Below are 21,689 nucleotides of genomic sequence, written 5' to 3'. Positions count from 1 at the left end.
GGCGAGGGACCATACTGGGAGCGCTCGCGGGTCCGCGCTGAATCCCGCGCGGACTGTCCGGAGCCAACCTGGACTTCAGGCCGAGACGTGCCGGAACAGTTTGCCCGCCATCAACAGCGAGAGTCCGCCCAGCAGCACTGGCACGGCATTGAGCTCGATGGCGAAGCTCAAGCTGCTCAGGTCCGCCACCTTGCCGATGGCGGTAGGCGAGATGGCATCGCCCAGCATGTGGATGAACAGCACGTTCAACCCCATGGCGAAGGCGCGGAACGCCGGAGGCACGCCGTTGACGATGGCCGCGTTGATGGGGCCGCTGTTGAGGAAGATGAAGAACTGCGCCAGGAAGATGATGGCGAACATCGGCGCGTGCGAGTCCACCTTCATCGCGAGGAACATGAGGGGGGCCGCGATCAGCAGTCCCACGCCCGACATGCGCAGGCCACCGCCCTCCATGCGCCGGTCCATCTTGTCGCCCAGCAAGCCTCCGGCCAGCGTGCCCACCAGACCCGCGACGGCGGTGACCGCGCCGGAACTGAAGCCCGCGCTCCCCGGGGTCATGCCTCGCTCGCTGACGAGGAAGGTGGGCAGCCAGTACCCGAGCCCTCCGATGGAGAACGTCATCAGCGTGTAGCCCGCCGTGGTCCACCAGAAGGACTTGTTGTTCGCCAGTCCCTTGAGGCCCACGAGGAAGGGCAGCTTCGTCTGCGCCTCGGGCCCGTCCATGGCCCCGCGCTGGGGCTCGGGCATGAAGAAGGCCATGACACCCAGCACCAGGCCCGGCGCGCCGCCCACGAAGAAGGCCATGTGCCACGAGTAGGCCTCGCTCAGCCACCCGCCCAGCCCGTAGCCCGCCGCCGCTCCCACGGGGATGGCGATGTAGAAGAAGGACAGCACCCGCGTGCGCTGCTGGCGCGGGAAGAGGTCGGAGATGATGGACGGGGCCACCGCGCCATACCCGGCCTCGCCGATGCCCACGCAGGCCCGCGCCACCATCAGCGCCGCGAAGGTGGTCGCCAGTCCCGAGGCCCCCGTCGCCAGGCTCCACAGCAGCACGCCCGCTGCCACCAGGTAGCGCCGCGGCAGCCGGTCCCCGAGGAATCCACTCACCGGGGAGGCCAGCATGAACACCAGCATGAAGAAGCTGCCCAGGTAGCCCGCCTGGGTGTTGGTGAGCTGGAAGTCCTGCTTGATGTAGGGCAGGGCGACCGTGACGATGTACCGGTCGAGGTAGTTGACCAGGTTGATGAGGGAGAGGATGAGCAGCGCGTAGTAGCTGGTACGCGTGGCGGACACGGCGGGCTCGGTGGAGGGGGCCACGGCGGTGGTCGTACTCATGACTGGGAGGCTCCGAAACGGTACGCGAGCAGGCCCCAACGCAGGCCCCGGTCGCTCACCCGGCAGCGCTCGAGCCCGAGCGCCCGGAGGCTCTCGAGCAGGATGAGGGCTCCGGCGGGAATCACATCCGCGCGCTTGGGCTGCAGGCCCGGCAGCTTCTGGCGCTCGGCGAGCGGCAGCCGGCACATCTCGTTGGCCAGTGCCTCCAGCGTGGCGAGCGTGAGGGTGCCGCCCTGGACGCGCGCGGCGTCATACGGGTCGATGGCGTACCGCACGGTGTAGAGCGTCGTCACCGTGCCGGCGATGCCCACGAGCATCGCATCCTTCGGGCAGGGGGGCAGCTGGGAGAACGTCTCGCGCAGGTGCGACTCCAGGCGGGCCCGGTCCTCGGCGGACATCGGGTCCGAGTGCACGTAGCGCTCGGTCATGCGCACCGCGCCCACGTCGAAGCTGTGCCGGAAGGCCATGCGGCCCTGGGCATCCCCGTAGATGAACTCGGTGGAGCCACCGCCGATGTCGATGACCACCAGGGGCGCCGAGGACTCGCGCCCGAAGTCCGCGTGGGCCGAGGTGAAGGAGAGCTGCGCCTCCAGCTCGCCGGAGATGATGTCCACCGTCACGCCGGCGCGCTCGCGGGCCCCGTTGAGGAACTCGGCGCCGTTCTCCGCGTCGCGTGCGGCGCTGGTGGCGGATACGGCGATGGCCTCCGCGCCCAGGCTCCGGGCCTCGCTGGCGAAGTCGGAGAGCACCTGGAGGGTGGCCTCCAGGCCCTCGGGCGAGAGGCGGCGGCTCTTGTCCACGCCCCGGCCCAGGCGGGTGATTTCAGCGCGCTCGCGGACGGCCTGGAAGCGGCCATCCGGCAGGCGGTCGGCGACGAGCAGGAGGACCGAGTTGGTCCCCACATCGATGGTGGCGTAACGAGGCATTGCGCGGCAGCTTACTCAGCGTACCAGCGCCTCCAAAGTCTCGGCGAGCCGCTGGTACTCCGCGTGCGAGTTGTAGAGCTGGGCGGACAGGCGGATGTGGCGGTGGGGGGCCCGGGGCCAGGGGACGATGGGCACCTCGATGCGGTACTCGGAGAGGAGCCGGTCCTGGAGCGGATCCAACCCCAGCACCGAGGGCTCGGCCGGGAAGCCGTCCGGGAGGGGCACGGTGGCCATGGAGCCCACCATGTCCTCGGGGCAGCGGGGGACCACCTTGAGCCGCTGGCACAGGAGGGTCCGCGCCGCCATCGCCTTGGCGTGGTTGTGGGCCATCACCTCGGGCCAGCCGCCGGGGAGCATGCCGCCCACGACCTCCAGCGCCTTGGGGATGCAGAGGAAGGGGGTGGGGTCGTCCGTCCCGAGCCAGTCGAATTCCAGGCGGAAGCGCGAGCGGTCCGTGCGCCGCGAGTTGTACCCGTGGCTGATGACGAGGGGGCGGATGCCGGGCTGGAGATCCCTGCGCACGTAGAGGAAGGCGGCGCCCTTGGGGGCACACATCCACTTGTGGCAGTTGCCGGTGTAGTAGCCGGCGCCGAGCTGGTGCAGGGACAGGGGCACCTGCCCGGGCCCGTGGGCGCCGTCCACGAGCGTTTCGATGCCGCGCTCGCGCAGGGCACGGATGAGCCCGGCCACCGGCATCACCAGCGCCGTCTGGCTGGAGATGTGGTCGATGAGCAGCAGCCGGGTGTTGAGGGTGACGTGGGAGAGCAATGTGTCCACCACGGCCTGGGGCGAGGGGACGGGCCAGGGCAGCTTCGCCACCACCACCTTCACGCCCCACTGGCTGGCCACGAAGTCGAGCGCGTTGCGGGAGGCGTTGTACTCGTGGTCGGTGGTGAGCAGCTCGTCACCGGGAGCGAAGCGCAGCGAGCGCAGCACGGTGTTGACGCCCGTGGTGGCGTTGTTGACGAAGGCGAGGTCGTCCGGGTTGACGTCCAGGAAGTCCCCGAGCGCGGCGCGGGCCGCATCGGCGAGGGGCTCGAGCTCGCGGTGGAGGAAGCGGACGGGCTCGGCCTCCATGCGGGCGCGCAGCCGGGACTGCTCTTCCAGCACGCGCGTGGGGCAGGCGCCGAAAGAGCCGTGGTTGAGGAAGGTCACCTCGGGATCGAGCGACCAGTGGGAGCGGAAGGGGGACGCGTCCATGGCGGAGGGGCACAATGCCCGGCCCCCTGGCCAAGTCAACGCGTGGCTCGTTTCCGGGTGGGGGCCGGTGGTGCACCATCCAGCGCTGCGAGCATGCGCTTGAGGGCGACGAGCCGGTAGCTGCGCTCGAGGAGCTGGCGCACCTCCTTCCAGTCCACCTTCTTCCCGTCGAGCCGCAGGCACGTCCAGCCGTTCTTGCCCGTGTAGGGAGCGACGAAGAAGCGCTCCTGCTGGCAGAGCAGGTCCTGTTCCTCGGGAGTCACCTTGAAGGCCAGGCAGCGGGTGCCCTTGTACGAATCGAGTACGGCGAAAGTTTTCGTTCCCGCCTGGAAGGTGGGGTTGCCGAAGGTGGTCGTCTCCCGGGCCTCGGGGAAGGCGAGACAGAGGGGGCGGAGTCGTTCGAGGTGCGCGTCGGACATGGCCCGGGAATCATGCCTCACGCTCCGCGCGGATGCGCTCCAGCAGCGCGGAGACGGGCGGGTCGTCCGGGTCCTGGGGAACGAGCTCGCCGCGGAAGGCCCGCGCGAGGAGCGACCGTTCGAGCAGGGAGAGGTTGTCCAGCTGTCTTCCCGCTCGAGCCGCGAGCGCGTCTTCGCGGGCCCGGGCCGCGTGGAGCCGGGAGACGATTTCGAGCTGCTCGGCTCTGGGCGCCAGGGGAAACCAGGCGGGTTTCAAGAACTTGAAATGGCGGCCGTAGCTCCGTTCCGGGATGGAGATGGCCCGCAGCAGGAAGAAGGCGTAACCCGGCTCGACGAGGGGGGATGGCCGCAGCACCTTCACGCCCTCCGCTCCCTGGATGAAGGGGCGGGAGAGGAGCTTCACGCAACGGGTGTGGTCTCCGAAGACCACGGCCGGCAGCTCCCCGTCGTAGACGAGCTTCGAATCATTCGAGTAACCGCCCACCTCGGACGTGCCCTGGTCGACCACGGGGAACTCGCCGTGCTCCAGGTAGTCCTCCCGCTTGAGTTTCTTGTCGCCGCTCGTCTCGTCCGAGAACACGAATTCGAAGGGCACCCAGCACCAGCCATCCGGGAGCCGCTGGTGCGGCCACCGGGCCTGTTCGACGCCGTCGTCCTCGGGCTTCTCGAGCTGGGGTGGGCGGCATCCTGGAATCTCGAGCGCGGCGGTGCTCGCGGCATCCCAGACGGAGTCCGGCCCACGCTTCGCGCGCCAGTCCGCCGTCAGGTCTCCCCGGAAGGCCGCCGCCAGGACGGTCCGCCGCAACCGCCCGAGCAACTCGTGCACGCGCTCCAGTGACGCTTTGGCCGCGCCACTGTGGGCGAGGAGCGTGTCGAGTCTGGCTATGATGCGCCGTTGCTCGGCGAGCGGGGGAATGACGACTTCGATGTTCCGGACGATCCCGGTGTTGAGATTGACCTGCGTCATGCCCCGGCGGTTCTCGTCGATCAGCCGGGTGCGGATATGGCGGAAGAATTCGTAGAGGAACTCCGTCACGAACAATCGCGGGTCGAGGTTCGGGAAGGCCACGAAGCCGTCATGGATGCAGCCCTCCACCGCGAGGATCTTCGGGATTCCGACCGTGGCGCTGTTCGACAGGATGAGGGTCCCCGCGGGGAGCAGACGGCTCTTCCGGGCTCCGGCGGTGGTCACCCCTTCCACCGTCTTCGACAGCGTCCGGGCCTGCTCGCGGCCGAGGTCTCCGATGGAGATCCACGGGATGGGACCGCCGAAATACCGTGGGTCGCCCTTGGGGCGAGGCGAGGCCCCTCGAACCACCTCGACGACGTCACCGAGGCGGGTGGCCGCCCATCCCCGCGGAAGGGGGCTCATGCCGCCTCCTCGCCGTCCTCCTCCGGTGCGCCCGTGAGGAGTTTCGTGAGCGCCTGGAGCTCCCGCAGGGCGCTCTGGAGCTCGACTTCGATCTCCGCGGAGAGCGCCTCCGGGTCGGGCATGTCCTCGGGGTCATGCTGGCCGCCGTCCTTGAGCCACGCGATGTCGAGGTTGTCGTGGCGCTTCGCGAGCTCCTCGCGCGTGAATCGGCGGAACCGTCCGGTCTCTCCTTCGTCCTCGCGAGGGCTCTTGCCGTGCGGGTCCGTGCCGTAGACGTCCACGAAGGGCTTCAGCGTCCCGGAGGTGAAGGGCGTGCGCTTGCCGAAGCTCGGCATGTTCGCGCGCAGATCGTAGACCCACACCGCCTGGGTGTTGCCCGTGTCCTTCTGGCCCCGGGTGAAGAAGAGGACGTTCGTCTTCACGCCCTGGGCGTAGAAGAGGCCCGTGGGCAACCGCAGGAGCGTGTGCAGGTCGCACAGGTCCATCAGCTCGGTGCGCACCTTCTGTCCCACGCCGTCCTCGAAGAGCACGTTGTCGGGCAGCACGACCGCGGCACGGCCACCCGGCGCGAGGCCCCGGTAGATGTGCTGGAGGAAGACGAGCTGTTTGTTGCTCGTGGAGTACGTCAGGTCCTCCCGGGTGGGCCGTCCGCCGCCCTTCTTGGTTCCGAATGGCGGGTTGGTGAGGATGACGTGGGCCCGGGGCAGGCTCGCGCCCAGGACCGACAGCGAGTCCCCGGGTTGGATGGCGCCCTCACCGCCGCGAGGCCCCTCGATGCCATGCAGCAGGCAGTTCATCAGCGCGAGCCGCTGCGTCTCGGGGACCAGCTCCACGCCGGTATAGGCCTGCTCCACCTGCCAGGTGGCTTCCTTCTCTCCGAGGTCCTGGAGGTTTCGCGTCCTGGCCTTGATGTGCTCATGGGCCGCGACGAGGAAGCCGCCCGTGCCGGCCGCCGGATCCTGGATGCGCTCTCCGGGCTGGGGCTGGATGAGCGCCACCAATGTGTTGATGAGCGGGCGGGGCGTGAAGTACTGGCCCGCGCCGCTCTTGATGTCGGTCGCGTTCTTCTCGAGCAGGCCCTCGTAGAGGTTGCCCAGGCCGTCCTCGCGCGCGCTGAACCAGTCGAGTGCGTCGATGCCGTCCACGAGCTGCTCGAGGTGCCTGGGTTGGCGCAGTGCGGTCCGGGCGCTCGAGTAGATGGCGCGGACGCGCCGGTTGGGGGCACGTCCGAGCTCGAGGAGCAGTTGCTGGTAGAAGTCGTACCGCGCGGCGCCGGTTCGGGCCTTCAGGTCATTCCAGCGTTGGCCCTTGGGAAGGGCCTCTTCCTGGCCGGCCTCCTTGGCCATCTTGAGGAAGAGGAGCTGGGTGAGCTCGGTGACGTAGTGGTGGTACGAGGTGCCGTCGTCCCGGAGGACGTCGCAGAGGGACCAGAGCCTGGCGACGCTGTCCCGAGGGCCCGCGGATATCCCCTCTCCCCTCGGGAGAGGGTCAGGGTGAGGGTATCTGTCCCTGTTCTTCAACCCATGGACCCCAGTGTGGGCAGGGGGTTCAACCCGGGATTCGAGGCACCCTCACCCCGTCCCTCTCCCGGCGGGAGAGGGGAAGTGTCCGTGCTCGTTCCCAGGGGCGCGCCTTCGCAGAGGCTCAACGGCCCCAGTCGGGCGTCAGCAGGGTGGTCTTCTCCTGCCCTGGCAGCGCGACCTGATTGTTGCCATCGGCTGTCATCACGAAGAGCTGCGACCCGCCGTTGCGCGTGGAGGTGAAGAGAACCAGGCGCCCGTTGGGCGAGAAGGACGGCTCCTCGTTGTTCGCCTGGTCCTGGGTGAGGCGCGTCACCTTGCCGCTGTCCACGTTGACGGTGAAGAGATCGAACGCGTTGCGCTCGTCGCGAGCGGTGAAGGCGATGAGATCGCCCCGGGGAGACCAGTCCGGCGTCTGGTTGTAGTTGCCCTGGAAGGTGAGCCGGCGTACGCCGGAGCCGTCCGCGTTCATCACGTACACCTGCGGCGAGCCGCCTCGGTTGGACACGAAGGCGATGCGCTTGCCGTCCGGCGACCACGAGGGGCTGGTGTTGATGCCGAAGCGCGTATCCGTGAGCTGCTTGGGCTTGTCGCCATCCGCCTCCGCCACCCAGATCTGCGTGCTCTCACCCGAGGCGAGCGAATACGCGATGCGCTTGCCATCCGGCGAGAATGCGATGCCGGTGGACATCTGCCCCTCGGCCGTCTTGATGCGAGCGGTGTTGCCGTCCGGCCGGCGGATGTAGAGGTCCGGCTCGCCCTGCTGGTACGAGGTGAAGCCCACCGCGCCGTCCGGCCCGAGCGAGGGCAGCAGGTTGATGCCGCCGCGGGTCACCTGCTTCGCGTTGCGGCCGTCCCAGTCCGCCACCCAGATGTCGCGGTTGTTGCCCGTCTTGCGCACGTAGGTGATGCGCGAGAGGAAGGGGCTCGGCTCGCGGGTGAAGTGGCGGTAGATGGCGTCGGCGAGCTTGTGGGCCACCAGGCGCGGCTCGGCGGCGGGGGCGCTCTGGGCCGTCTTGAAGTCCTCGCGGCCGGTGCCCACGTTGAACACGCGCGCCTCGGCCTTCAGCTCGCCGCCCTCCCGGGCCAGCGAGTACTTCACCAGCGACTCGGCGCCCACGTCCGCCCAGCGCGAGAAGTTGATGCTGCCGGCCGCCATGCCCTCCTTCGCGTCCGCCAGGAAGCTGCCGCGGTCCAGGACCTGGAAGATGCCAGAGGCGCGCAGGTCATACATGAAGGCCTCGTCCACCTCCTGGGCGGACGCCTTGGCCTCCTCGCCCTGCACGAGTGGCGCGGTGGCGGCCAGGGGCAGGGGCCGGAAGTTGGCACCGGAGATTTGAATGACGGGGGCCTGGGCGAGCGCCGCCACCGGCAACAGGAGGAGCGAGAGGAAAAGGGCTTTCGCGTTCACGGGCTGAACTCCAGGACGATGCCGCTCTTCTGCAGCGTGTCCCGCAGATGGTCGGGGGGAGGAGAGAAGGGAGAGGCCTTCTTCACCGCGGCCAGGACGGCCGAGTCGAAGAGATCATTGCCGCTGGCCTTGGCCAGCCGCGTATCGATGACCTCACCGGTGCGGTTGAGGCGCATGGCCACCTGGGCCTTCAGGTACAGACGCTCGTTGTCGGGGATGGTGTCCGCGACGTTGTAGTGGCGGCGCACCTGCGAGGAGAGCAGGCCGAAGTAGCGCTCGCCCTCGGCGGTGGCCGAGTCGCCGTTGGGGTCGCCGTCCTCGGCGCCGTCCAGCTCCTCGTCGGGTTTCGACTTGGAGAGCTTGTCGAAGGCGCCGAACAGCTTGTTGCGCCGGTCCTCGCCCTTCGTCTCGCCCTTCTGGGGCGCGGGGGCGGGGGCGGGCTCGGGCTTCACGCCGGGGATGGGCACGGCCACCTTGGCCGGCTCGGGCGCGGGGGCCGTGGGAGTGGGCGGGGCCTCCACCTTCTTGGGAGGAGGCGGAGGCGGCTGCTCCTTGCGGGGCAGCAGCTTCTCGTCCCGGGGCTTGCCCAGGCGCACCAGCGTGGCGCGGATGGGCTTCTGGTCCAGTTGTACCCGGGGGCCCTCGACGAAGGCGTTGTACAACCCCACGGAGAGCAGGATGAGCACGTGCCCCACCAGGGACACGCCGAGGAAGCGTCCCAGGCGGGAGCTCCTCGGTGCGAGCAGACTGTGATTGACGGCCGGGTGCATGGGCTAGCGCCTTGCTTCCTTCGCTTCCTTCTTGCCCTTGTTGGACGCCCGGCCCCCGGCGGTGGGGTCCGTGATCATCCCCACGTTGCTGATGCCGGCGCGCTGGGCGGCGGCCATGACGTCCACCACCACGCCGTACGGCACGTCCCGGTCCGCGTGCAGGTACAGCTCCTTGTCCGCCTGCGCCTTGGCGTTGGTGGCCAGCTTCTTCTCCAGCTCGTCCACCGGCACCTCGGCCTCGCCGATGTAGATGCGGCGCTGCGCGTCGATGGACAGCACCAGCTTCTTCTCGGCGGCCTCCACCGGGGCGGCCTTGGCCTCCGGGAGGTTCACCTTGACGCCCTGCTGGATGAGGGGCGCCGTCACCATGAAGATGATGAGCAGCACCAGCATCACGTCCACCATGGGCGTGACGTTGATCTCACTCATGGTGACGCGGCCGCCGCTTCCGCGATTGGAGCCCATGCCCATGGCGCGTGTCTCCTAGCGGAAGAAGTGCCGCTTGATGATGTTGAGGAAGTCCGCGGAGAAGTTGGCCATCTCCGTGTCGAACACCTTGATGCGGCTGACGAACGAGTTGTAGGCCACCACCGCGGGGATGGCCGCGAACAGGCCGGCCGCCGTGGCGAACAGCGCGTTGCCCACCGGCGCCGCCACCGTGGCCAGGGTCGCGTTGCCCTGCTCGGCGATGGAGTTGAAGGCGTTGAGGATGCCGATGACCGTGCCGAACAGGCCCACGAAGGGCGAGGCCGAGCCCACCGTGCCCAGGAAGGACACCCGGGACTCCAGCTCGGTGAGCTGGGTGGTGGACGCCCGGTTGAGCGCCCGCTCCACGTTCTCGATGCCGCCCAGCCGCTCGGCCATGGCGCCCTCGGCCCCCTCCTTGTGCTGGGCCAGCTTGCTCAGCTCCTCGTACCCGGCGCAGAACACCTTGGACAGCGGCGAGCCGTCCAGCTTCTGGGCGTCCTGGTAGATGGTCTCCAGCCGGGACGCCTTCCAGAAGGAGTCCAGGAAGCTGAGGGACTGGCTCCGGGCCCGGGACAACTGGGTGTGTTTGAGTGCGATGAGCCCCCAGGAGGCCACCGAGACGCCCATCAGCAGGCCCAGCACGCCCAATTCCAGGAGGGAGGCGTCACGGAGGATCTGCAGGTAGTTCATGGCGCCGAGCGCCGGGGGGAGGTGGGGCAGCATCATGGGGTTCAGGCCGTAACATCCGTGTCCGGGGTGGTCAAACAAACCCGGTGGGGGGAGGGGGCAGGCGGGAGATAGTTGCCGGGCTTTAAATAAATTCCCCAAGGGGGCGTCCGAGGGGGTGTGTGACGGGCCGGATGCCCGTACCCCCCTCCCTACCGATGTAGAATCGAGGACGTCCCATGAACGCCAGAATCCTCACAGCATTCCTCTGTCTCACGGCCGCCAGCACGGGCTGCATCATCGTTGACGGTGACGGTGATGGTGGTGGTTACCCGCAGGGCTACGAAGGCGATGTCACCTTCCTGTGGACGTTCGCGCCCAATGGCCGGTGCGTGGATGTGCCGGATGTGAAGAACATCCAGATCGCCATCCCCGGGGAGTCGCTCCACAACAACGGCGTCTACGCCTGCAACACCGCCGGAGTGGATGGAATCGTCCTGCACGACTTCGCGCCCGGCAACTACCCCTACACCGTCCGGGCCATCGGTTATGACGGCCACACCCTCTTCGAGGGCCGGGGCACCTTCACGGTGAACGGGAATGTGCGGGTGAACATCGACCTGACGCCCAACGGGATGTCCTACGCGCTGGTGTCCTGGGCCTTCCCTCCCAACACCTACAGCAACAACCCCTCCTGCTCGCAGGCCGGCGTGAGCTACATCAAGGCGCAGATCGACGGCGGCGAGTGGGTGACGCTGAACTGCGCGGACGGCATGTCCAACGGGGGCGTGGAGACGCCGTGGCTGGCGGATGGGACGCACACCATCCAGATGATCGCCTATGGCCGGGATCGGGCGGGCCGGGATGACCTGCCGCTGTACAACACCTTCGGCACGTTCGTGACGAGCGCGGGCAGCCCCCGGTCCGAGTCCTACCGGTTCTTCGAGGTGGGTGGCATGTCGCTGCGCTGGGAGCTGTGGGACGGCAGCACGCGCCGGACGTGCTCCGAGGCGGGCGTCACGGGGATGGTCATCAACCTGAAGAACCTGGCGACGGGCGAGCTGGTCTACGGCACGGAGGGTGACTACCAGTCCTGCACGGGTGCGCCCATCCTCTACCAGTACCTGAAGCCGGGCCGGTACGAGGTGTACATCCGCGGCATGAGGGGCTCGAGCATCGCCTACAGCAACGAGGATCTCCCGGACCAGCTGACGGTGAATGCCTTCGAGCAGAAGACGGCGTCGGATACCTCCTACACGGTGGCCCTGGTGCGGGAGTACTAGTCAGCCGCCAGGCAGCCTGGAGTCCGGAGGGCCGGGGCATCCGCCTCGGCCCTCCTTGCTTTGCGGGCGGGCGGCTGGGGTTGGCATCAAACGTGATAGGGAAGCCGGGTATGCGGCAAGGCAGCCACAGTCCCATCGGGGTTTTCGATTCGGGTGTCGGAGGACTGACGGTCCTCAAGGCACTGATGTCCCACCTTCCCCACGAGAGCACGCTCTACCTGGGAGACACGGCGCGGGTGCCCTACGGCACGAAGTCGGGCGAGGTGGTGACGCGCTACTCGCTGAAGAACGCGGAGTTCCTGCTGGAGCGGGGCATCAAGCTGCTGGTGGTGGCGTGCAACACGGCGTCGGCGGTGGCGTTGCCGGCGTTGTCGGCGGCGCTGCCGGTGCCGGTGGTGGGGGTGATCGCGCCCGGGGCGAGGGCGGCGCTGAGGCGGACGCGGGGTGGAGGGGTGGGGGTCATCGGGACGCCGGGGACCATCCGTTCAGGGGCGTACCAGCGGGAGCTGGAGGCGGCGGCGGGGACGGAGGGGGTGAAGGTGAAGGCGAGGGCGTGCCCGCTCTTCGTGCCGTTGGCGGAGGAGGGGTGGCTGGGAGGAGACGTCCCGCGGCTGGTGGCCCGCGAGTACCTGGCGGACTTCGCGCGGAGCGGGGTGGACACGCTGGTGTTGGGCTGTACGCACTACCCGCTGCTGAAGGACGTCATCGCCGAGGCGGTGGGGCCGCAGGTGGAGCTGGTGGACTCGGCGGAGGCGACGGCGGAGGTGGTGGCGTCGCTGCTGGAGGAGCAGATGCTGCTGGCGCCCGGGGGAGGGACACCGGCGCACCACTACTTCGTGACGGACGTGCCGGAGCGTTTCGTGGAGGTGGGGGCGAGGTTCCTCGGGAGGCCCATCCACGCCGCGGAGCAGGTGGACCTGTCCTTCTAGTCTCAGGAAGGCCGAGCGGAGGACACGGGCGCCTCCTCCGGAGTCGCCTCCTCCAGAAGCTCCTTGGCGGCCTGGACGACGGGAGGAGTCGCGGTGGAAGTCGCCTCGAAGAGCTCGAGGGCGGCCTCGGTGCCGATGTCGTCCTTGCGGGGAATGAGCCCGGTGACGAGGGTGATGAGGCGCTCCAGGGTGGGGAAGAAGCCGATCATCATGAGCGGCTTGTTCATCCAGCCGACGGTGATGCAGTAGTACTTGTTGAAGGGGGCGGTGTGGTGGATGCGGTGGTGGTCGGGGGGGAGGATGAGGTGGACGCGCTGGAGGAAGCCGATGAGCGCGGGGGGGTGGTCCATGTGGGACCACTTGTGGAACTGGTTGGTGGCCATCACCCAGAAGATCATGGCGCCGAGGAAGGCGGAGACGAAGACCTGGCCGGGGCTCGAGTGGGGGAGGAGGACGGCGAGGATGGCGACGGGGAGGGAGACGAGGCAGTTGTTGCCGTTGGTCTCCACGAAGTCATGGCGGGTGATGGCCTTCTCGTCGACGTGGTGCTCGCGGAAGGGGCGGATGAAGGCCTTGCCGAGCACGGGCATGTCGGTGGAGCCCCAGGTGTCGCCCATCCAGTGGACGAAGCCGGAGACGAAGTCGGCGGCCAGGTAGCCCAGCAGGAGGGCGCTGAGGAGGAGCCAGGGGCCGGTGTGGGGGTTGCCCCACAGGCGCCAGACGAGGGCGGACTCCAGGCCGACGAAGGAGACGATGCTGGCGATCTCCATGGCGCGGATGGCGGGCGAGTAGCCCTGGGCCAAAGCGGCGGCGTCCTGCTGGCGCAGGTGGTTCTTGAGCTCGTTCTTCTTCGTCATGAGTCCCGTTGTGCTCAGGGGGGCCGGGCGGGGGCCGCCGACCCTGTCCAGGGAGACTCTACCTGGAGTTGGATCCTGGACGAAGTCATCGGGTGAACGATGCAGGCGCCCGGTCTTCAAGCCGGGAGGCCAGCGGGCATCCGAGGAAGAAGGACCGACGCGTTCCTTGTGTCCCCTGGTAGCCGCTGGTACGTTCTGCGGCCTCGGGCATGGCGAAAACCTTCGAAAAAGCCGTCACCGGCTTCAACCACAACATCAAGTACAAGGGGAAGGTCTACCACGTCCAGACCGAGGACTCGGGCGTCAACAACCCCCACATCATCACCCACCTGTTCGTGGGGGGTAACATCCTCGCGTCCAAGAAGACGTCGTACGCGGACATCCTCAACGCCGAGAACCTGGGCGAGGTGGTGCGCGAGTTGATGGAGGAGCAGCACAAGGAGATGCTGCGCAACCTCATCAACGGGGTGTACGACGGCTTCGACACGTCGGGCGTGCGGCACTACCAGCCGGGTCAGTTGGGCACGGCCGAGGACGCCGCGCAGGCCCGGCAGGCGGCACCGGCGGCCAAGCCGCAGCCGGCCCCGCCCTCGGGCGCCTTCGTGCCTCCGGAGATCGCCGCGGCGCGCGCCCTCAAGGTGGCGCCGAAGATCAACGAGGTGGGCGTGGAGACGCTCTTCGGAGAGGATCTCATCTCGGAGAAGAGCCTGGACGAGGTGATCCTCAGCTACCTGGCGGGCGAGGACAACAACCAGTAGTCCCCGGCGCCGTGCTCAGCCGAGCACGAAGCGCACCCAGACGAGCCCGTAGACGGTGAGGAGCGCGGCGGCCAACAGGTCCAGCGGCAGCCCCACCTTCATCATCGTGGGCAGACGCACGTAGCCACTGCCGAAGACGATGGCGTTGGGCGGAGTGCCCGCGGGCAGGGCGAAATCGCACGACGAGGCGAAGGTGCTCACCGCGAGCAGGGGCAGCGAGCCGGGCAGCACGTTGAGGAGCACGTTCACGGTGGCGGTGTTGGAGGCCATGGCGGACAGGAGCACGGTGGACAGGGCCACGGCGCCGTACTGGGCGGTGGGGCCCAGGGATTCGAGGTTCGCCAGACGCGCGGCCATGTACGTGGACAGCCCGCCGCCCTCGATGCCCGCGGCGAGCGCGAAGCCGCCTCCCAGGAGCAGCAGCGTGTCCCAGGGGACGCGGGCCAGGGCCTGGAGTGACAGCCGGCCCAGCAGCACGAGCGTCCCGGCGGAGAGCAGCGCCACGCCCGCCTCGTAGTGCTTGCCGAGCAGCTTGAAGCCGCCGAAGGCCGAGGCCACCCAGGGCGCGAGCACGGGCCGCAGGAAGTCCCCGCCCATCCACAGGAGCGCGGCCACCAGGAAGACGGTGCCCACCACCTTCTCGCCGCTCGACAGGGGCCCGAGTGCGGACAGTTCCCGCTGGATGACGTCCACACCCTTGCCGGGGCCGAGCGCGTCCCGGCGGCCCATGCGCCACAGCATCCACCAGATGAGTGGCACGAAGAGGAGGACGAAGGGCAGAGCGGCGGCCATGTACTCGAGGAATCCCACGTCGGTGCCGAGCCGTCGCGAGGCGACGCCTGCGAAGACGGAGTTGGTGGGGCTGCCGATCTTGGTCCCTATTCCTCCGGTATTGGCGCCATAGGCCACGCCGAGCATGAGCGCGGCGCCGAAGTGCTCCAGCCGCCGGCCCTCACCGGCCTCGAGCTGGGCGATGAGGGCCATGCCGATGGGCACCATCATCACGGCGGTGGCGGTGTTGGAGATCCACAGCGAGACGGAGGCGGTGGCCACGAGCATGCCGAGCAGCAGGCGCTGGGGCGCGGTACCGATGGCACGCATGATGAGCAGGGCGATGCGCCGGTGCAGGTGCCACTGCTCGAGCGCGGCGCCCAGGGCCATGCCTCCGAGGAAGAGGAAGATGTAGGGGTCCACGTAGGGCAGGGCGGCGCGACCGGCGGCGGCGAGCGGGCTGCCGGTGTCGAAGACGCCCAGGGCGGGGAAGAGGACGAGGGGGAGGAGGGCGGTCCAGGCCATGGGGACGGCCTCGGTGAACCACCAGAGGGCCATCCAGGCGGCCACGGCAGCGGCAGCGGCCGGGCGGTGGCCCATGCCGGGCACGGCGTGGAGCCCCGAGGGGATGAGCAGAAGGGCCCCGGCGGCGAGCGGCCCAGCAATCAGGCCAACCAGGCGCACACGGGACGGCGAGATGGGGGTCTCACTCCGGGTCGAGCGGGAAGCCACGTTGCGTACCGTGACACAGGTGGCGCGAGCGGGGCCATGGGCCCGCGGGGCCTACTTCGAATCGGGAGGTTCCAGTTCTGCCGGCAGGAGCCTCGGGACGAACCTCAATCCCGGGTTGGGTTGCGGTCCCCGCGACACGGGGTGTCCTCGGCCCGCGCTGCCCGGAGTTGTCGGGGGCCATCGCCAGAATGGGCGTCGCCCATTGGAGGCGCTGAGGATGGTCGCGCCGCGATGGGCCTGGAGGTGGACGATGCGCGCTGATTCGTCGGGGGTAAAGGGAGCGGGGCTGCTGGTGGCCCTGGCCCTCCTGTCCAACGCCTGTGTGGCGCTGCCGCCACCGCCTGGCCAGGGGCGGAGCGTGCGCTACAGCCCGCGGGGCGCCACCGGGCCCGCCTTCGCCGGAGCACTGGATGAAGAACCGCCGCGTGTCCTCGCCGCCCAGTCGCCCCTTCCTTCTGGGCCCGAGGCGCCACAGCGGCTGCACCGCCGCCGTGGCTCCCAGGAGGCCGTGACGGCGGCGGGCCCTGGTACCTCCGACGCGACTGGGTGGCAGACCGCCCTCTCCACCCACCTGGCCTTTCGCGGTGCCCTGCGCGAGTTGTCCGATTCCACCCGCCGCATCTCCCGCGAGCTCTCCAGACTCGAGGCCAGCTCCTCGGGCCTTGTCGGCGCGGGCGACGGCCTCTTCATCCGCTACGTTGAATATGGGGAACGTCAGTTGCGTTGGATTGACGCCGAGCTTGCCGCCTCCACGGAATGGGCCGCTGCCGCGTCGGAGGTGGAGGCGCCGGACATGCAACTCGCCCTGCTGCGCATGGTGGGCCCGCGGCTGGAGGCCGCCATGATGGGCGCCCTGCTGCTGGCCGTTTGGGTTGACGTCCTCAGTGTCACCGACGCGACGCTCTCCCGGCGCCTCTACAGCGTGGAGATGCTCTTCATGAGCCTGGATGGCTGGCAGAAGAGGCTGGAGCCGTCCATGACGGCGCTCTCGTCGCTGGAGCCGGAGCAGGTGGACGCAGCGGCGCAGGACATGCCCGCCCTGGTGGGCCACCTCACGCGCGAGCTCGATGCGCTGCTCGAGTCCGTGCGCCGGGGGGAGGAGAACGTCCGGAAGCTGCTGCTGCTCAGGGACGTGGTGGAGTCACTCACCCTGGTGTCGGCGCTGAAGTTCACGTTGCCCGCGCTGCGTGCGGCGGCTCCCATCACGCTCGGGGTGGGCCTCGTGATGGGCCCCACCGGGGTGATGATGGGGACGCGGGTGGTGGTGTCCGCCGAGTGGGTGGAGATGATGCGCCAGTTGGTGCGCGCGGGCGTCCTGTGCCTGCCGGCCGTCAGCGCCGCGGTGCGGATACAGGCCGGCCAGGTGATGATGGCACAGGGGCACGGCGACCTGCCGGGGGGCGTGCGCGAGGCGCTGGGTGATGCGCCCGAGGTGCGGGCCATGCGCGTGACGGGCAAGACGGGCGCCGGCATGGCAGAGCCTCCGCGTCACCACGTGATGCCGAACGAGCTGCGCGAGTGGTTCGAGAGGCGCGGCTTCACCGGCAAGATGAGCATCGATGGGTTCTGCGTCTCGCTTCAGCAGGCTCACCATCAGGCCATTCACGGTGGTGGAAACTGGAAGCAGGGACGCATGTGGCCCGGTGAATGGAACCGGATGATCATGGAGGCGCTGTACGATGCCGAAGCCAAGGCTGGCCGGATGTTGACGCGGAACACAATCCTGGAGATCGTCGCAAGCTACATGGAGTTGTACGACATCCCGATGAACTTCGTCCGCTGTCGAGGGACATGAGCGATGACCGATGGACGCTCCTGGGAGGGTCACTGGAAGGTGCGCCTGTACGAGCGGGTCCGCGAGCGAGGCTACGACTCGCTCACCGCCTTCGCCGAGGCGCGCCCCACCGCCTCGCTGGTGGCGCTGGCCAAGGAGCTTGGACCGGACGATATCGCGGGCGTGCAGGTATTCAGCGGGTTGGTGGCCGAGGCCGAGCGAAGCCGCCGGGTCACGCGCCTGATACGCGGCCAACTCGTGCGCGAGCTGGCCGAAGCACTCCGCAACGGCTGGCCGACTGTGTTGGATGACGCAAACCGCCTCAAGGTTGCCGTCGCACTCGCCCGTTGGGGGACCTTCACCCCAGAGCCCCATAAGGAGCGCGTAAGGCGGATCGGTGATGCACTCCTTGCCTCGCCACCGCCGCCCGGTTGGCGTCCGCTCGGGCCCGACGACGAGTTGCTGCTCACGCTCCTGCCCGACGAAACAGTCTAGCCCCAAGCCTTGGTCGAGCCGGGCTCTGGAGGGCCAGACCGGCGGCGGTCTTTTCCTCCGCGGCAAGTCGCATGGCGAGCAGGCAGCCAGGGAGCACACGGGGGGAGGGCACACTCCGGGTCCAGCGGGAAGCCACGTCCGCAACGTGGCGAGGTGGCCGCCACGAGGCCATAATCGGTCCCGCCGATGATCCAGATGTTCCACGTCTACAAGGCGTATCCAGGCGATCCGCCCGTCCTCTCGGACATCAACCTTCACGTGCAGAAGGGTGAGTTCGTCTTCCTCACCGGGCCCTCGGGCGCCGGAAAGACGACCCTCATGAAGCTCATCTTCTGCGGGGAGAAGGCCACCAAGGGTCAGATCCTCGTGGGCGGCCGCAACATCGCCCGCATCCGCGAGTCGGCCATCCCCTACCTGCGGCGCAACATCGGGGTCGTCTTCCAGGACTTCAAGCTCCTCCCCCACCGCACCGTCGAGGACAACGTCGCCTTCGCCCTGGATGTCCTCGGCGTGCCCCGCGCCGTGGCTCGTGAGCGCGTGCAGCGCATGCTCAAGCTCGTGGGCCTGCAGCACAAGGCCAGCTCCATGCCCCTCAAGCTCTCCGGTGGTGAGCAGCAGCGCGTGGTCATCGCCCGGGCGCTCGTCAATGACCCCACCATCCTCCTGGCCGACGAGCCCACCGGCAACCTGGACCCGGCGCTCACCCTGGAGATCATGGACCTCCTGATGGACGTCAACGCGCGTGGCACCACGGTCATGGTCGCCACCCACGATCACAGCCTCATCACCCGCTACCAGAAACGCACCCTTCGCCTGGAGAACGGCTTCATCGTGTCGGACGAGGACGGCGTCAAGGCCGCCCGGCGGATGGCCGCGGGATGAGCGTCTTCGCGAAGACGGCCTACTTCTGGCGCTCGGCGGCCTCGGGCCTCCGGCATGCACCCTTCATCCACTTCGTCGCGGTCACCACCATCGCCATCGCCATCTTCTCCGCTGGTCTCGCGCAGGCCGCCGGCCGCATGGTCGAGGCCCTCATCGGCTCGCTCGGCGGCGAGGTCCAGGTGACGGTGTACCTGTCCCCCGAGCTCGACGAAGAAGGCGCCGCCGTGCTGCGCGAGCGCATGGTGTCCCTCAGTGGTGGCCGCGCCAATCTGGTTCCCCCTCGGGCCGCACTCGAGCGTCTCGCGACCGAGCTGGGCGATCTCGGTGAGGCGTTGGCCCAGTTGCCGGAGAATCCGCTGCCGCCCTCGCTGGAGCTGGAGGTCCCTCAGGAGAGGCGCACCCCGGGCGCTCTCAAGGCGCTCGCACAGCAACTGCGCGCCATGCCCGGCGTCACCGGCGTGGACTACGGCGAGGAGGCCGTGGAGCGGCTCTCGGCCATCTCCAAGGCGCTGCGCTATGGCGGGTGGGTGGCCTTCGCCGTGGTGCTGCTCGCCACCGTGGTCATCGTGTCCGCGACGCTTCAGCTCGCCATCTACGCGCGCCGCAGCGAGATTGAAATCCAGAAGCTGGTCGGCGCGACGGACCGCTTCGTCAAGGCGCCCTTCCTCATCGAGGGCTTCCTCCAGGGTCTGCTCGGGGCCGGCGTGGCCCTGGCGGGACTGCTCGCCTTCGAGCGGCTCGCGGGGCCCGGCCTGGCCTCGCTCTTCTCCTTCCTCGTGGGTCCCGGCGGCATGGTGCCGCTGCTGGAGCCGCGCATCGCCCTCGAACTGCTGGCCGCGGGCTGTGGGCTGGGGCTCGGTGGCAGCTTCATCGCGGTGGGGCGCTTCCTGCGCGTATGAGCCGGCTCGTCCTCCTCGCACTGCTGCTGTGGGGTGGTGCCGCCCTCGCTCAGGAGGACGCGGCTCCCGCTGAGTCCGCCCAGCAGGGCGCGGCGGAGCCTCCCGCCGCATTGGACGAGGCGTCCGAGCGGGAGGCCGTGCGCGAGAAGCTCGCCACGCAGCGGGCGGCGCTCGCGCTCATCGAGTCCCGCAAGGTGTCCGCGCTGGAGGTGCTGGAGATGGTGGAGCAGCGCGCGGCCACCAGCTCGCAGCGCGTGAAGGCGCTGGAGCGCGACCTGTCCGTCTTCCGCAAGCGGCTCGCCGTGGCCGAGCAGGAGGACGCCCTGACGCAGGAAATGCTGCGCGGGCAGATGCGCCGGCTCTCTCCCCGGCTGTGGGGCATGTACCGGCTGATGCGCCGCCGGCCCCTGGAGGTGCTGCTGAGCGCGAAGGACTTCTCCGCCATGGTGTGGCGCTCGCGCGCGCTGCGGGCGACGCTCGAGGAAGATCTGCGGCTGCTGCGCACGGTTCAGCGGGTGGCCCGGTTGCGGCGCCAGTCGGCGGCCGAGCTGCGCCGGTTGCAGGGTTCTCTGGACGTACGCCTGGGCTTCCTTCGCGAGCAGGCGGCGCTGGCGAGGGCACAGCAGGGGGCGCTCGAGGAGATTGTGGGCGCCATCAAGGGCGAGGCGGAGCTGGCGCGGCGCATGGTGCGCGAGCTGGAGCAGGCGGATGAGGACCTCAGCCGCGTCATCCAGGACCTCAACGAGGGTCCGGCCTCGTCCGGCTTCGGCGCCCTCAAGGGCAAGCTGCCCTTCCCCGCGCCGGGACTCATCGAGGTGGGCTTCGGCAAGGTGGTGAACCCGCGCTTCAACACCGTCACCGTGCAGAAGGGCGTGGACATCCGCGCGCCCGCGGGCTCGCCGGTGAAGGCGGTGGCCGAGGGCACCGTGGCCTACGCGGGATGGATGCGCGGCTACGGCAACCTGCTCATCCTCGACCATGGTGGCGGCTACCACACGCTGGTGGCGCACCTGGCCTCCGTGGCCCAGGAGGTGGGTGCCCAGGTCGCCGCCGGTGACGTGGTGGGCGAGGTCGGTGACACTGGCTCACTCAAGGGCGCCTACCTGTATTTCGAGATCCGCCGCGCCGGGCAGGCGGTGGATCCTGCCCCCTGGTTGGCACGATGACCGCTCCCATCCGTACGGGATTGATTGGGTACGGCCTGTCCGGTGCGCGCTTCCATGCGCCGTTGCTCGCCGCGGAGCCCGCCTTCACCCTGGCGGCGGTCGCGACCCGCAAGGCCAGCGAGGCCGCTCGTGACTGGCCGGGTGCGCGCGTGCTCTCCCAGGACGAGCTGCTCGCGGACCCGTCGCTGGAGCTGGTCATCATCGCCACGCCCAACGACTCGCACGCGGCGCTGGCGGAGCGGGCGCTCCTGGCCGGCAAGCACGTGGTCGTGGAGAAGCCCTTCACCCTCGACTCGGCCGAGGCCCTGCGGTTGGACGCACTGGCCCGCGAGCGCGGCCGGTGTCTGACCGTCTTCCACAACCGGCGCTGGGACGGGGACTTCCTCACCGTGCGCCAACTGCTGGAGCAGGGACGGCTCGGCCGGTTGTTCAGCTTCGAGAGCCACTTCGATCGCTTCCGGCCGCAGGTGAAGGCGCGCTGGAAGGAGGACGATGTTCCCGGTGGTGGCACGCTGTGGGATCTCGGCTCGCACCTGATTGATCAGGCCCTGCAGTTGTTCGGCATGCCCGAGTCAGTCACCGCGGACCTCGGCCGGCAGCGCACCGGCGCGAGGGCCACGGACTGGTTCCACCTGCTGCTGCGCTATGGCGAGCTGCGCGTGCTGTTGCACTCGGGCTCGGTGGTGCACGAGCCGTGGCCACGCTTCGTGTTGCAGGGCGAGGCCGATGCCTGGAGCAAATACGGGTTGGATCCGCAGGAGGAGCAGCTCGGGGCGGGGCTCCGGCCGGGCATGGCGGGTTGGGGCATCGAGCCTTCGGAGCGCTCCGGCCGGCTGAGTCGCGGCGGAATCGTGCCGGGCCTCCCGGGCCGCTATGAGGCGTTCTACCGCCAGCTGGCCGTGGCCATCGCGGGAGAGGGCCCGGTGCCGGTGACGGCGGAGAGCGCGGCCCAGGTCATCCGGGTCATCGAGGCGGCGGAGCGCAGCGCGCGCGAGGGCCGGCGCATCCCGCTCCCTGGCTGATTTCCCGCATTCCGGGCCGGGGACCCGGCTTCCA

At 69.2% G+C, this 21,689-nt stretch carries 21 protein-coding genes; 9 read left to right on the top strand and 12 right to left on the bottom strand.

Annotation, left to right across the window (positions count from 1 at the left end):
- Positions 1–75 precede the first annotated feature (75 nt).
- The 10 genes from BO221_RS05085 to BO221_RS05040 all read right to left on the bottom strand — a co-directional run bounded on the left by BO221_RS05085 (position 76) and on the right by BO221_RS05040 (position 10,144).
- A complete protein-coding gene (locus BO221_RS05085) occupies positions 76–1,335 on the bottom strand; it encodes an MFS transporter (RefSeq protein WP_073559125.1) in 1,260 nt (419 codons plus the stop codon).
- Positions 1,332–2,261 carry a Ppx/GppA phosphatase family protein gene (locus BO221_RS05080; protein ID WP_073559124.1) on the bottom strand — a complete coding sequence of 310 codons (930 nt, stop codon included), beginning with the start codon at positions 2,259–2,261 and terminating at the stop codon, positions 1,332–1,334. Before BO221_RS05080 ends, BO221_RS05085 begins: the two co-directional genes overlap by 4 nt.
- 15 nt (positions 2,262–2,276) lie before the next feature.
- Positions 2,277–3,461, bottom strand: a complete 1,185-nt coding sequence (locus BO221_RS05075) for an aminotransferase class V-fold PLP-dependent enzyme (RefSeq protein ID WP_073559123.1) — start codon at positions 3,459–3,461, stop codon at positions 2,277–2,279.
- Between the two features lie 35 nt (positions 3,462–3,496).
- Positions 3,497–3,880 carry an MmcQ/YjbR family DNA-binding protein gene (locus BO221_RS05070; RefSeq protein ID WP_073559122.1) on the bottom strand — a complete coding sequence of 128 codons (384 nt, stop codon included), beginning with the start codon at positions 3,878–3,880 and terminating at the stop codon, positions 3,497–3,499.
- Between the two features lie 10 nt (positions 3,881–3,890).
- Positions 3,891–5,252, bottom strand: a complete 1,362-nt coding sequence (locus tag BO221_RS05065; RefSeq protein WP_073559121.1) for a restriction endonuclease subunit S — start codon at positions 5,250–5,252, stop codon at positions 3,891–3,893.
- Entirely contained in the window at positions 5,249–6,772 is a 1,524-nt protein-coding gene (locus tag BO221_RS05060; protein ID WP_233165673.1) for an N-6 DNA methylase, read from the bottom strand. The genes BO221_RS05065 and BO221_RS05060 overlap by 4 nt, the downstream gene beginning before the upstream one ends.
- Positions 6,773–6,896: 124 nt before the next feature.
- A complete protein-coding gene (locus BO221_RS05055) occupies positions 6,897–8,183 on the bottom strand; it encodes a DPP IV N-terminal domain-containing protein (protein WP_073559120.1) in 1,287 nt (428 codons plus the stop codon).
- Positions 8,180–8,953, bottom strand: a complete 774-nt coding sequence (locus BO221_RS05050) for an energy transducer TonB (RefSeq protein WP_073559119.1) — start codon at positions 8,951–8,953, stop codon at positions 8,180–8,182. Before BO221_RS05050 ends, BO221_RS05055 begins: the two co-directional genes overlap by 4 nt.
- A gap of 3 nt (positions 8,954–8,956) precedes the next feature.
- Positions 8,957–9,424: a protein TolR gene (tolR, locus tag BO221_RS05045; RefSeq protein WP_043390607.1), complete on the bottom strand. Its 468-nt coding sequence runs from the start codon at positions 9,422–9,424 to the stop codon at positions 8,957–8,959.
- Between the two features lie 12 nt (positions 9,425–9,436).
- Positions 9,437–10,144, bottom strand: coding sequence for a MotA/TolQ/ExbB proton channel family protein (locus BO221_RS05040; protein ID WP_073559478.1), 708 nt, complete (start codon positions 10,142–10,144; stop codon positions 9,437–9,439).
- A gap of 182 nt (positions 10,145–10,326) precedes the next feature.
- Here BO221_RS05040 and BO221_RS05035 point away from each other — a divergent pair, with 182 nt between their 5' ends.
- Positions 10,327–11,370, top strand: a complete 1,044-nt coding sequence (locus BO221_RS05035; protein ID WP_073559118.1) for a hypothetical protein — start codon at positions 10,327–10,329, stop codon at positions 11,368–11,370.
- Between the two features lie 110 nt (positions 11,371–11,480).
- Entirely contained in the window at positions 11,481–12,299 is an 819-nt protein-coding gene (gene murI / locus BO221_RS05030; RefSeq protein ID WP_073559117.1) for a glutamate racemase, read from the top strand.
- Between the two features lie 2 nt (positions 12,300–12,301).
- Here murI and carF read toward each other — a convergent pair whose 3' ends face one another.
- A complete protein-coding gene (gene carF / locus BO221_RS05025) occupies positions 12,302–13,156 on the bottom strand; it encodes a plasmanylethanolamine desaturase (protein ID WP_073559116.1) in 855 nt (284 codons plus the stop codon).
- Between the two features lie 209 nt (positions 13,157–13,365).
- Here carF and BO221_RS05020 point away from each other — a divergent pair, with 209 nt between their 5' ends.
- Positions 13,366–13,914 carry a hypothetical protein gene (locus BO221_RS05020; RefSeq protein ID WP_073559115.1) on the top strand — a complete coding sequence of 183 codons (549 nt, stop codon included), beginning with the start codon at positions 13,366–13,368 and terminating at the stop codon, positions 13,912–13,914.
- A gap of 15 nt (positions 13,915–13,929) precedes the next feature.
- On the opposite strand, the gene BO221_RS05015 is transcribed toward BO221_RS05020, so the two are convergent.
- Entirely contained in the window at positions 13,930–15,417 is a 1,488-nt protein-coding gene (locus tag BO221_RS05015; RefSeq protein ID WP_233165671.1) for a DASS family sodium-coupled anion symporter, read from the bottom strand.
- A gap of 250 nt (positions 15,418–15,667) precedes the next feature.
- Here BO221_RS05015 and BO221_RS05010 point away from each other — a divergent pair, with 250 nt between their 5' ends.
- From BO221_RS05010 to BO221_RS04985, 6 genes are all read left to right on the top strand, one after another.
- The gene (locus BO221_RS05010; RefSeq protein ID WP_083680744.1) at positions 15,668–17,212 is read left to right on the top strand and encodes a DUF2380 domain-containing protein; all 1,545 of its coding nucleotides are present in this window, start codon (positions 15,668–15,670) and stop codon (positions 17,210–17,212) included.
- A 3-nt stretch (positions 17,213–17,215) separates the two neighbouring features.
- The gene (locus BO221_RS05005) at positions 17,216–17,686 is read left to right on the top strand and encodes an NUDIX hydrolase (protein WP_073559113.1); all 471 of its coding nucleotides are present in this window, start codon (positions 17,216–17,218) and stop codon (positions 17,684–17,686) included.
- A 186-nt stretch (positions 17,687–17,872) separates the two neighbouring features.
- Complete coding sequence (gene ftsE, locus BO221_RS05000; RefSeq protein ID WP_043390621.1) at positions 17,873–18,568, top strand: cell division ATP-binding protein FtsE; 696 nt, start codon at positions 17,873–17,875, stop codon at positions 18,566–18,568.
- A complete protein-coding gene (locus BO221_RS04995) occupies positions 18,565–19,467 on the top strand; it encodes an ABC transporter permease (protein WP_073559112.1) in 903 nt (300 codons plus the stop codon). Before ftsE ends, BO221_RS04995 begins: the two co-directional genes overlap by 4 nt.
- The gene (locus tag BO221_RS04990; protein WP_083680743.1) at positions 19,464–20,633 is read left to right on the top strand and encodes a murein hydrolase activator EnvC; all 1,170 of its coding nucleotides are present in this window, start codon (positions 19,464–19,466) and stop codon (positions 20,631–20,633) included. Before BO221_RS04995 ends, BO221_RS04990 begins: the two co-directional genes overlap by 4 nt.
- Positions 20,630–21,655, top strand: a complete 1,026-nt coding sequence (locus BO221_RS04985) for an oxidoreductase (protein WP_073559110.1) — start codon at positions 20,630–20,632, stop codon at positions 21,653–21,655. The genes BO221_RS04990 and BO221_RS04985 overlap by 4 nt, the downstream gene beginning before the upstream one ends.
- Positions 21,656–21,689: the final 34 nt, after the last annotated feature.

The sequence above is a fragment of the Archangium sp. Cb G35 genome, from assembly GCF_001896145.1.
In the GTDB taxonomy this organism is placed as follows: Bacteria; Myxococcota; Myxococcia; order Myxococcales; family Myxococcaceae; genus Archangium; species Archangium violaceum.
The sequence above is the reverse complement of the archived record's forward strand: the minus strand, read 5'-3'. Positions and strand labels throughout refer to the sequence as shown.

What these genes read in the sequence shown, in the direction of transcription:
- BO221_RS05085 (WP_073559125.1), bottom strand. Translation starts at nt 1,335, where the DNA reads ATGAGTACGACCACCGCCGTGGCCCCCTCCACCGAGCCCGCCGTGTCC.
- carF (WP_073559116.1), bottom strand. Translation starts at nt 13,156, where the DNA reads ATGACGAAGAAGAACGAGCTCAAGAACCACCTGCGCCAGCAGGACGCC.
- BO221_RS05005 (WP_073559113.1), top strand. Translation starts at nt 17,216, where the DNA reads ATGACCGATGGACGCTCCTGGGAGGGTCACTGGAAGGTGCGCCTGTAC.
- BO221_RS05075 (WP_073559123.1), bottom strand. Translation starts at nt 3,461, where the DNA reads ATGGACGCGTCCCCCTTCCGCTCCCACTGGTCGCTCGATCCCGAGGTG.
- BO221_RS04990 (WP_083680743.1), top strand. Translation starts at nt 19,464, where the DNA reads ATGAGCCGGCTCGTCCTCCTCGCACTGCTGCTGTGGGGTGGTGCCGCC.
- tolR (WP_043390607.1), bottom strand. Translation starts at nt 9,424, where the DNA reads ATGGGCATGGGCTCCAATCGCGGAAGCGGCGGCCGCGTCACCATGAGT.
- BO221_RS05010 (WP_083680744.1), top strand. Translation starts at nt 15,668, where the DNA reads ATGCGCGCTGATTCGTCGGGGGTAAAGGGAGCGGGGCTGCTGGTGGCC.
- ftsE (WP_043390621.1), top strand. Translation starts at nt 17,873, where the DNA reads ATGATCCAGATGTTCCACGTCTACAAGGCGTATCCAGGCGATCCGCCC.
- BO221_RS04995 (WP_073559112.1), top strand. Translation starts at nt 18,565, where the DNA reads ATGAGCGTCTTCGCGAAGACGGCCTACTTCTGGCGCTCGGCGGCCTCG.
- BO221_RS05040 (WP_073559478.1), bottom strand. Translation starts at nt 10,144, where the DNA reads ATGCTGCCCCACCTCCCCCCGGCGCTCGGCGCCATGAACTACCTGCAG.
- BO221_RS05065 (WP_073559121.1), bottom strand. Translation starts at nt 5,252, where the DNA reads ATGAGCCCCCTTCCGCGGGGATGGGCGGCCACCCGCCTCGGTGACGTC.
- BO221_RS05050 (WP_073559119.1), bottom strand. Translation starts at nt 8,953, where the DNA reads ATGCACCCGGCCGTCAATCACAGTCTGCTCGCACCGAGGAGCTCCCGC.
- BO221_RS05080 (WP_073559124.1), bottom strand. Translation starts at nt 2,261, where the DNA reads ATGCCTCGTTACGCCACCATCGATGTGGGGACCAACTCGGTCCTCCTG.
- BO221_RS05020 (WP_073559115.1), top strand. Translation starts at nt 13,366, where the DNA reads ATGGCGAAAACCTTCGAAAAAGCCGTCACCGGCTTCAACCACAACATC.
- murI (WP_073559117.1), top strand. Translation starts at nt 11,481, where the DNA reads ATGCGGCAAGGCAGCCACAGTCCCATCGGGGTTTTCGATTCGGGTGTC.
- BO221_RS04985 (WP_073559110.1), top strand. Translation starts at nt 20,630, where the DNA reads ATGACCGCTCCCATCCGTACGGGATTGATTGGGTACGGCCTGTCCGGT.
- BO221_RS05035 (WP_073559118.1), top strand. Translation starts at nt 10,327, where the DNA reads ATGAACGCCAGAATCCTCACAGCATTCCTCTGTCTCACGGCCGCCAGC.
- BO221_RS05070 (WP_073559122.1), bottom strand. Translation starts at nt 3,880, where the DNA reads ATGTCCGACGCGCACCTCGAACGACTCCGCCCCCTCTGTCTCGCCTTC.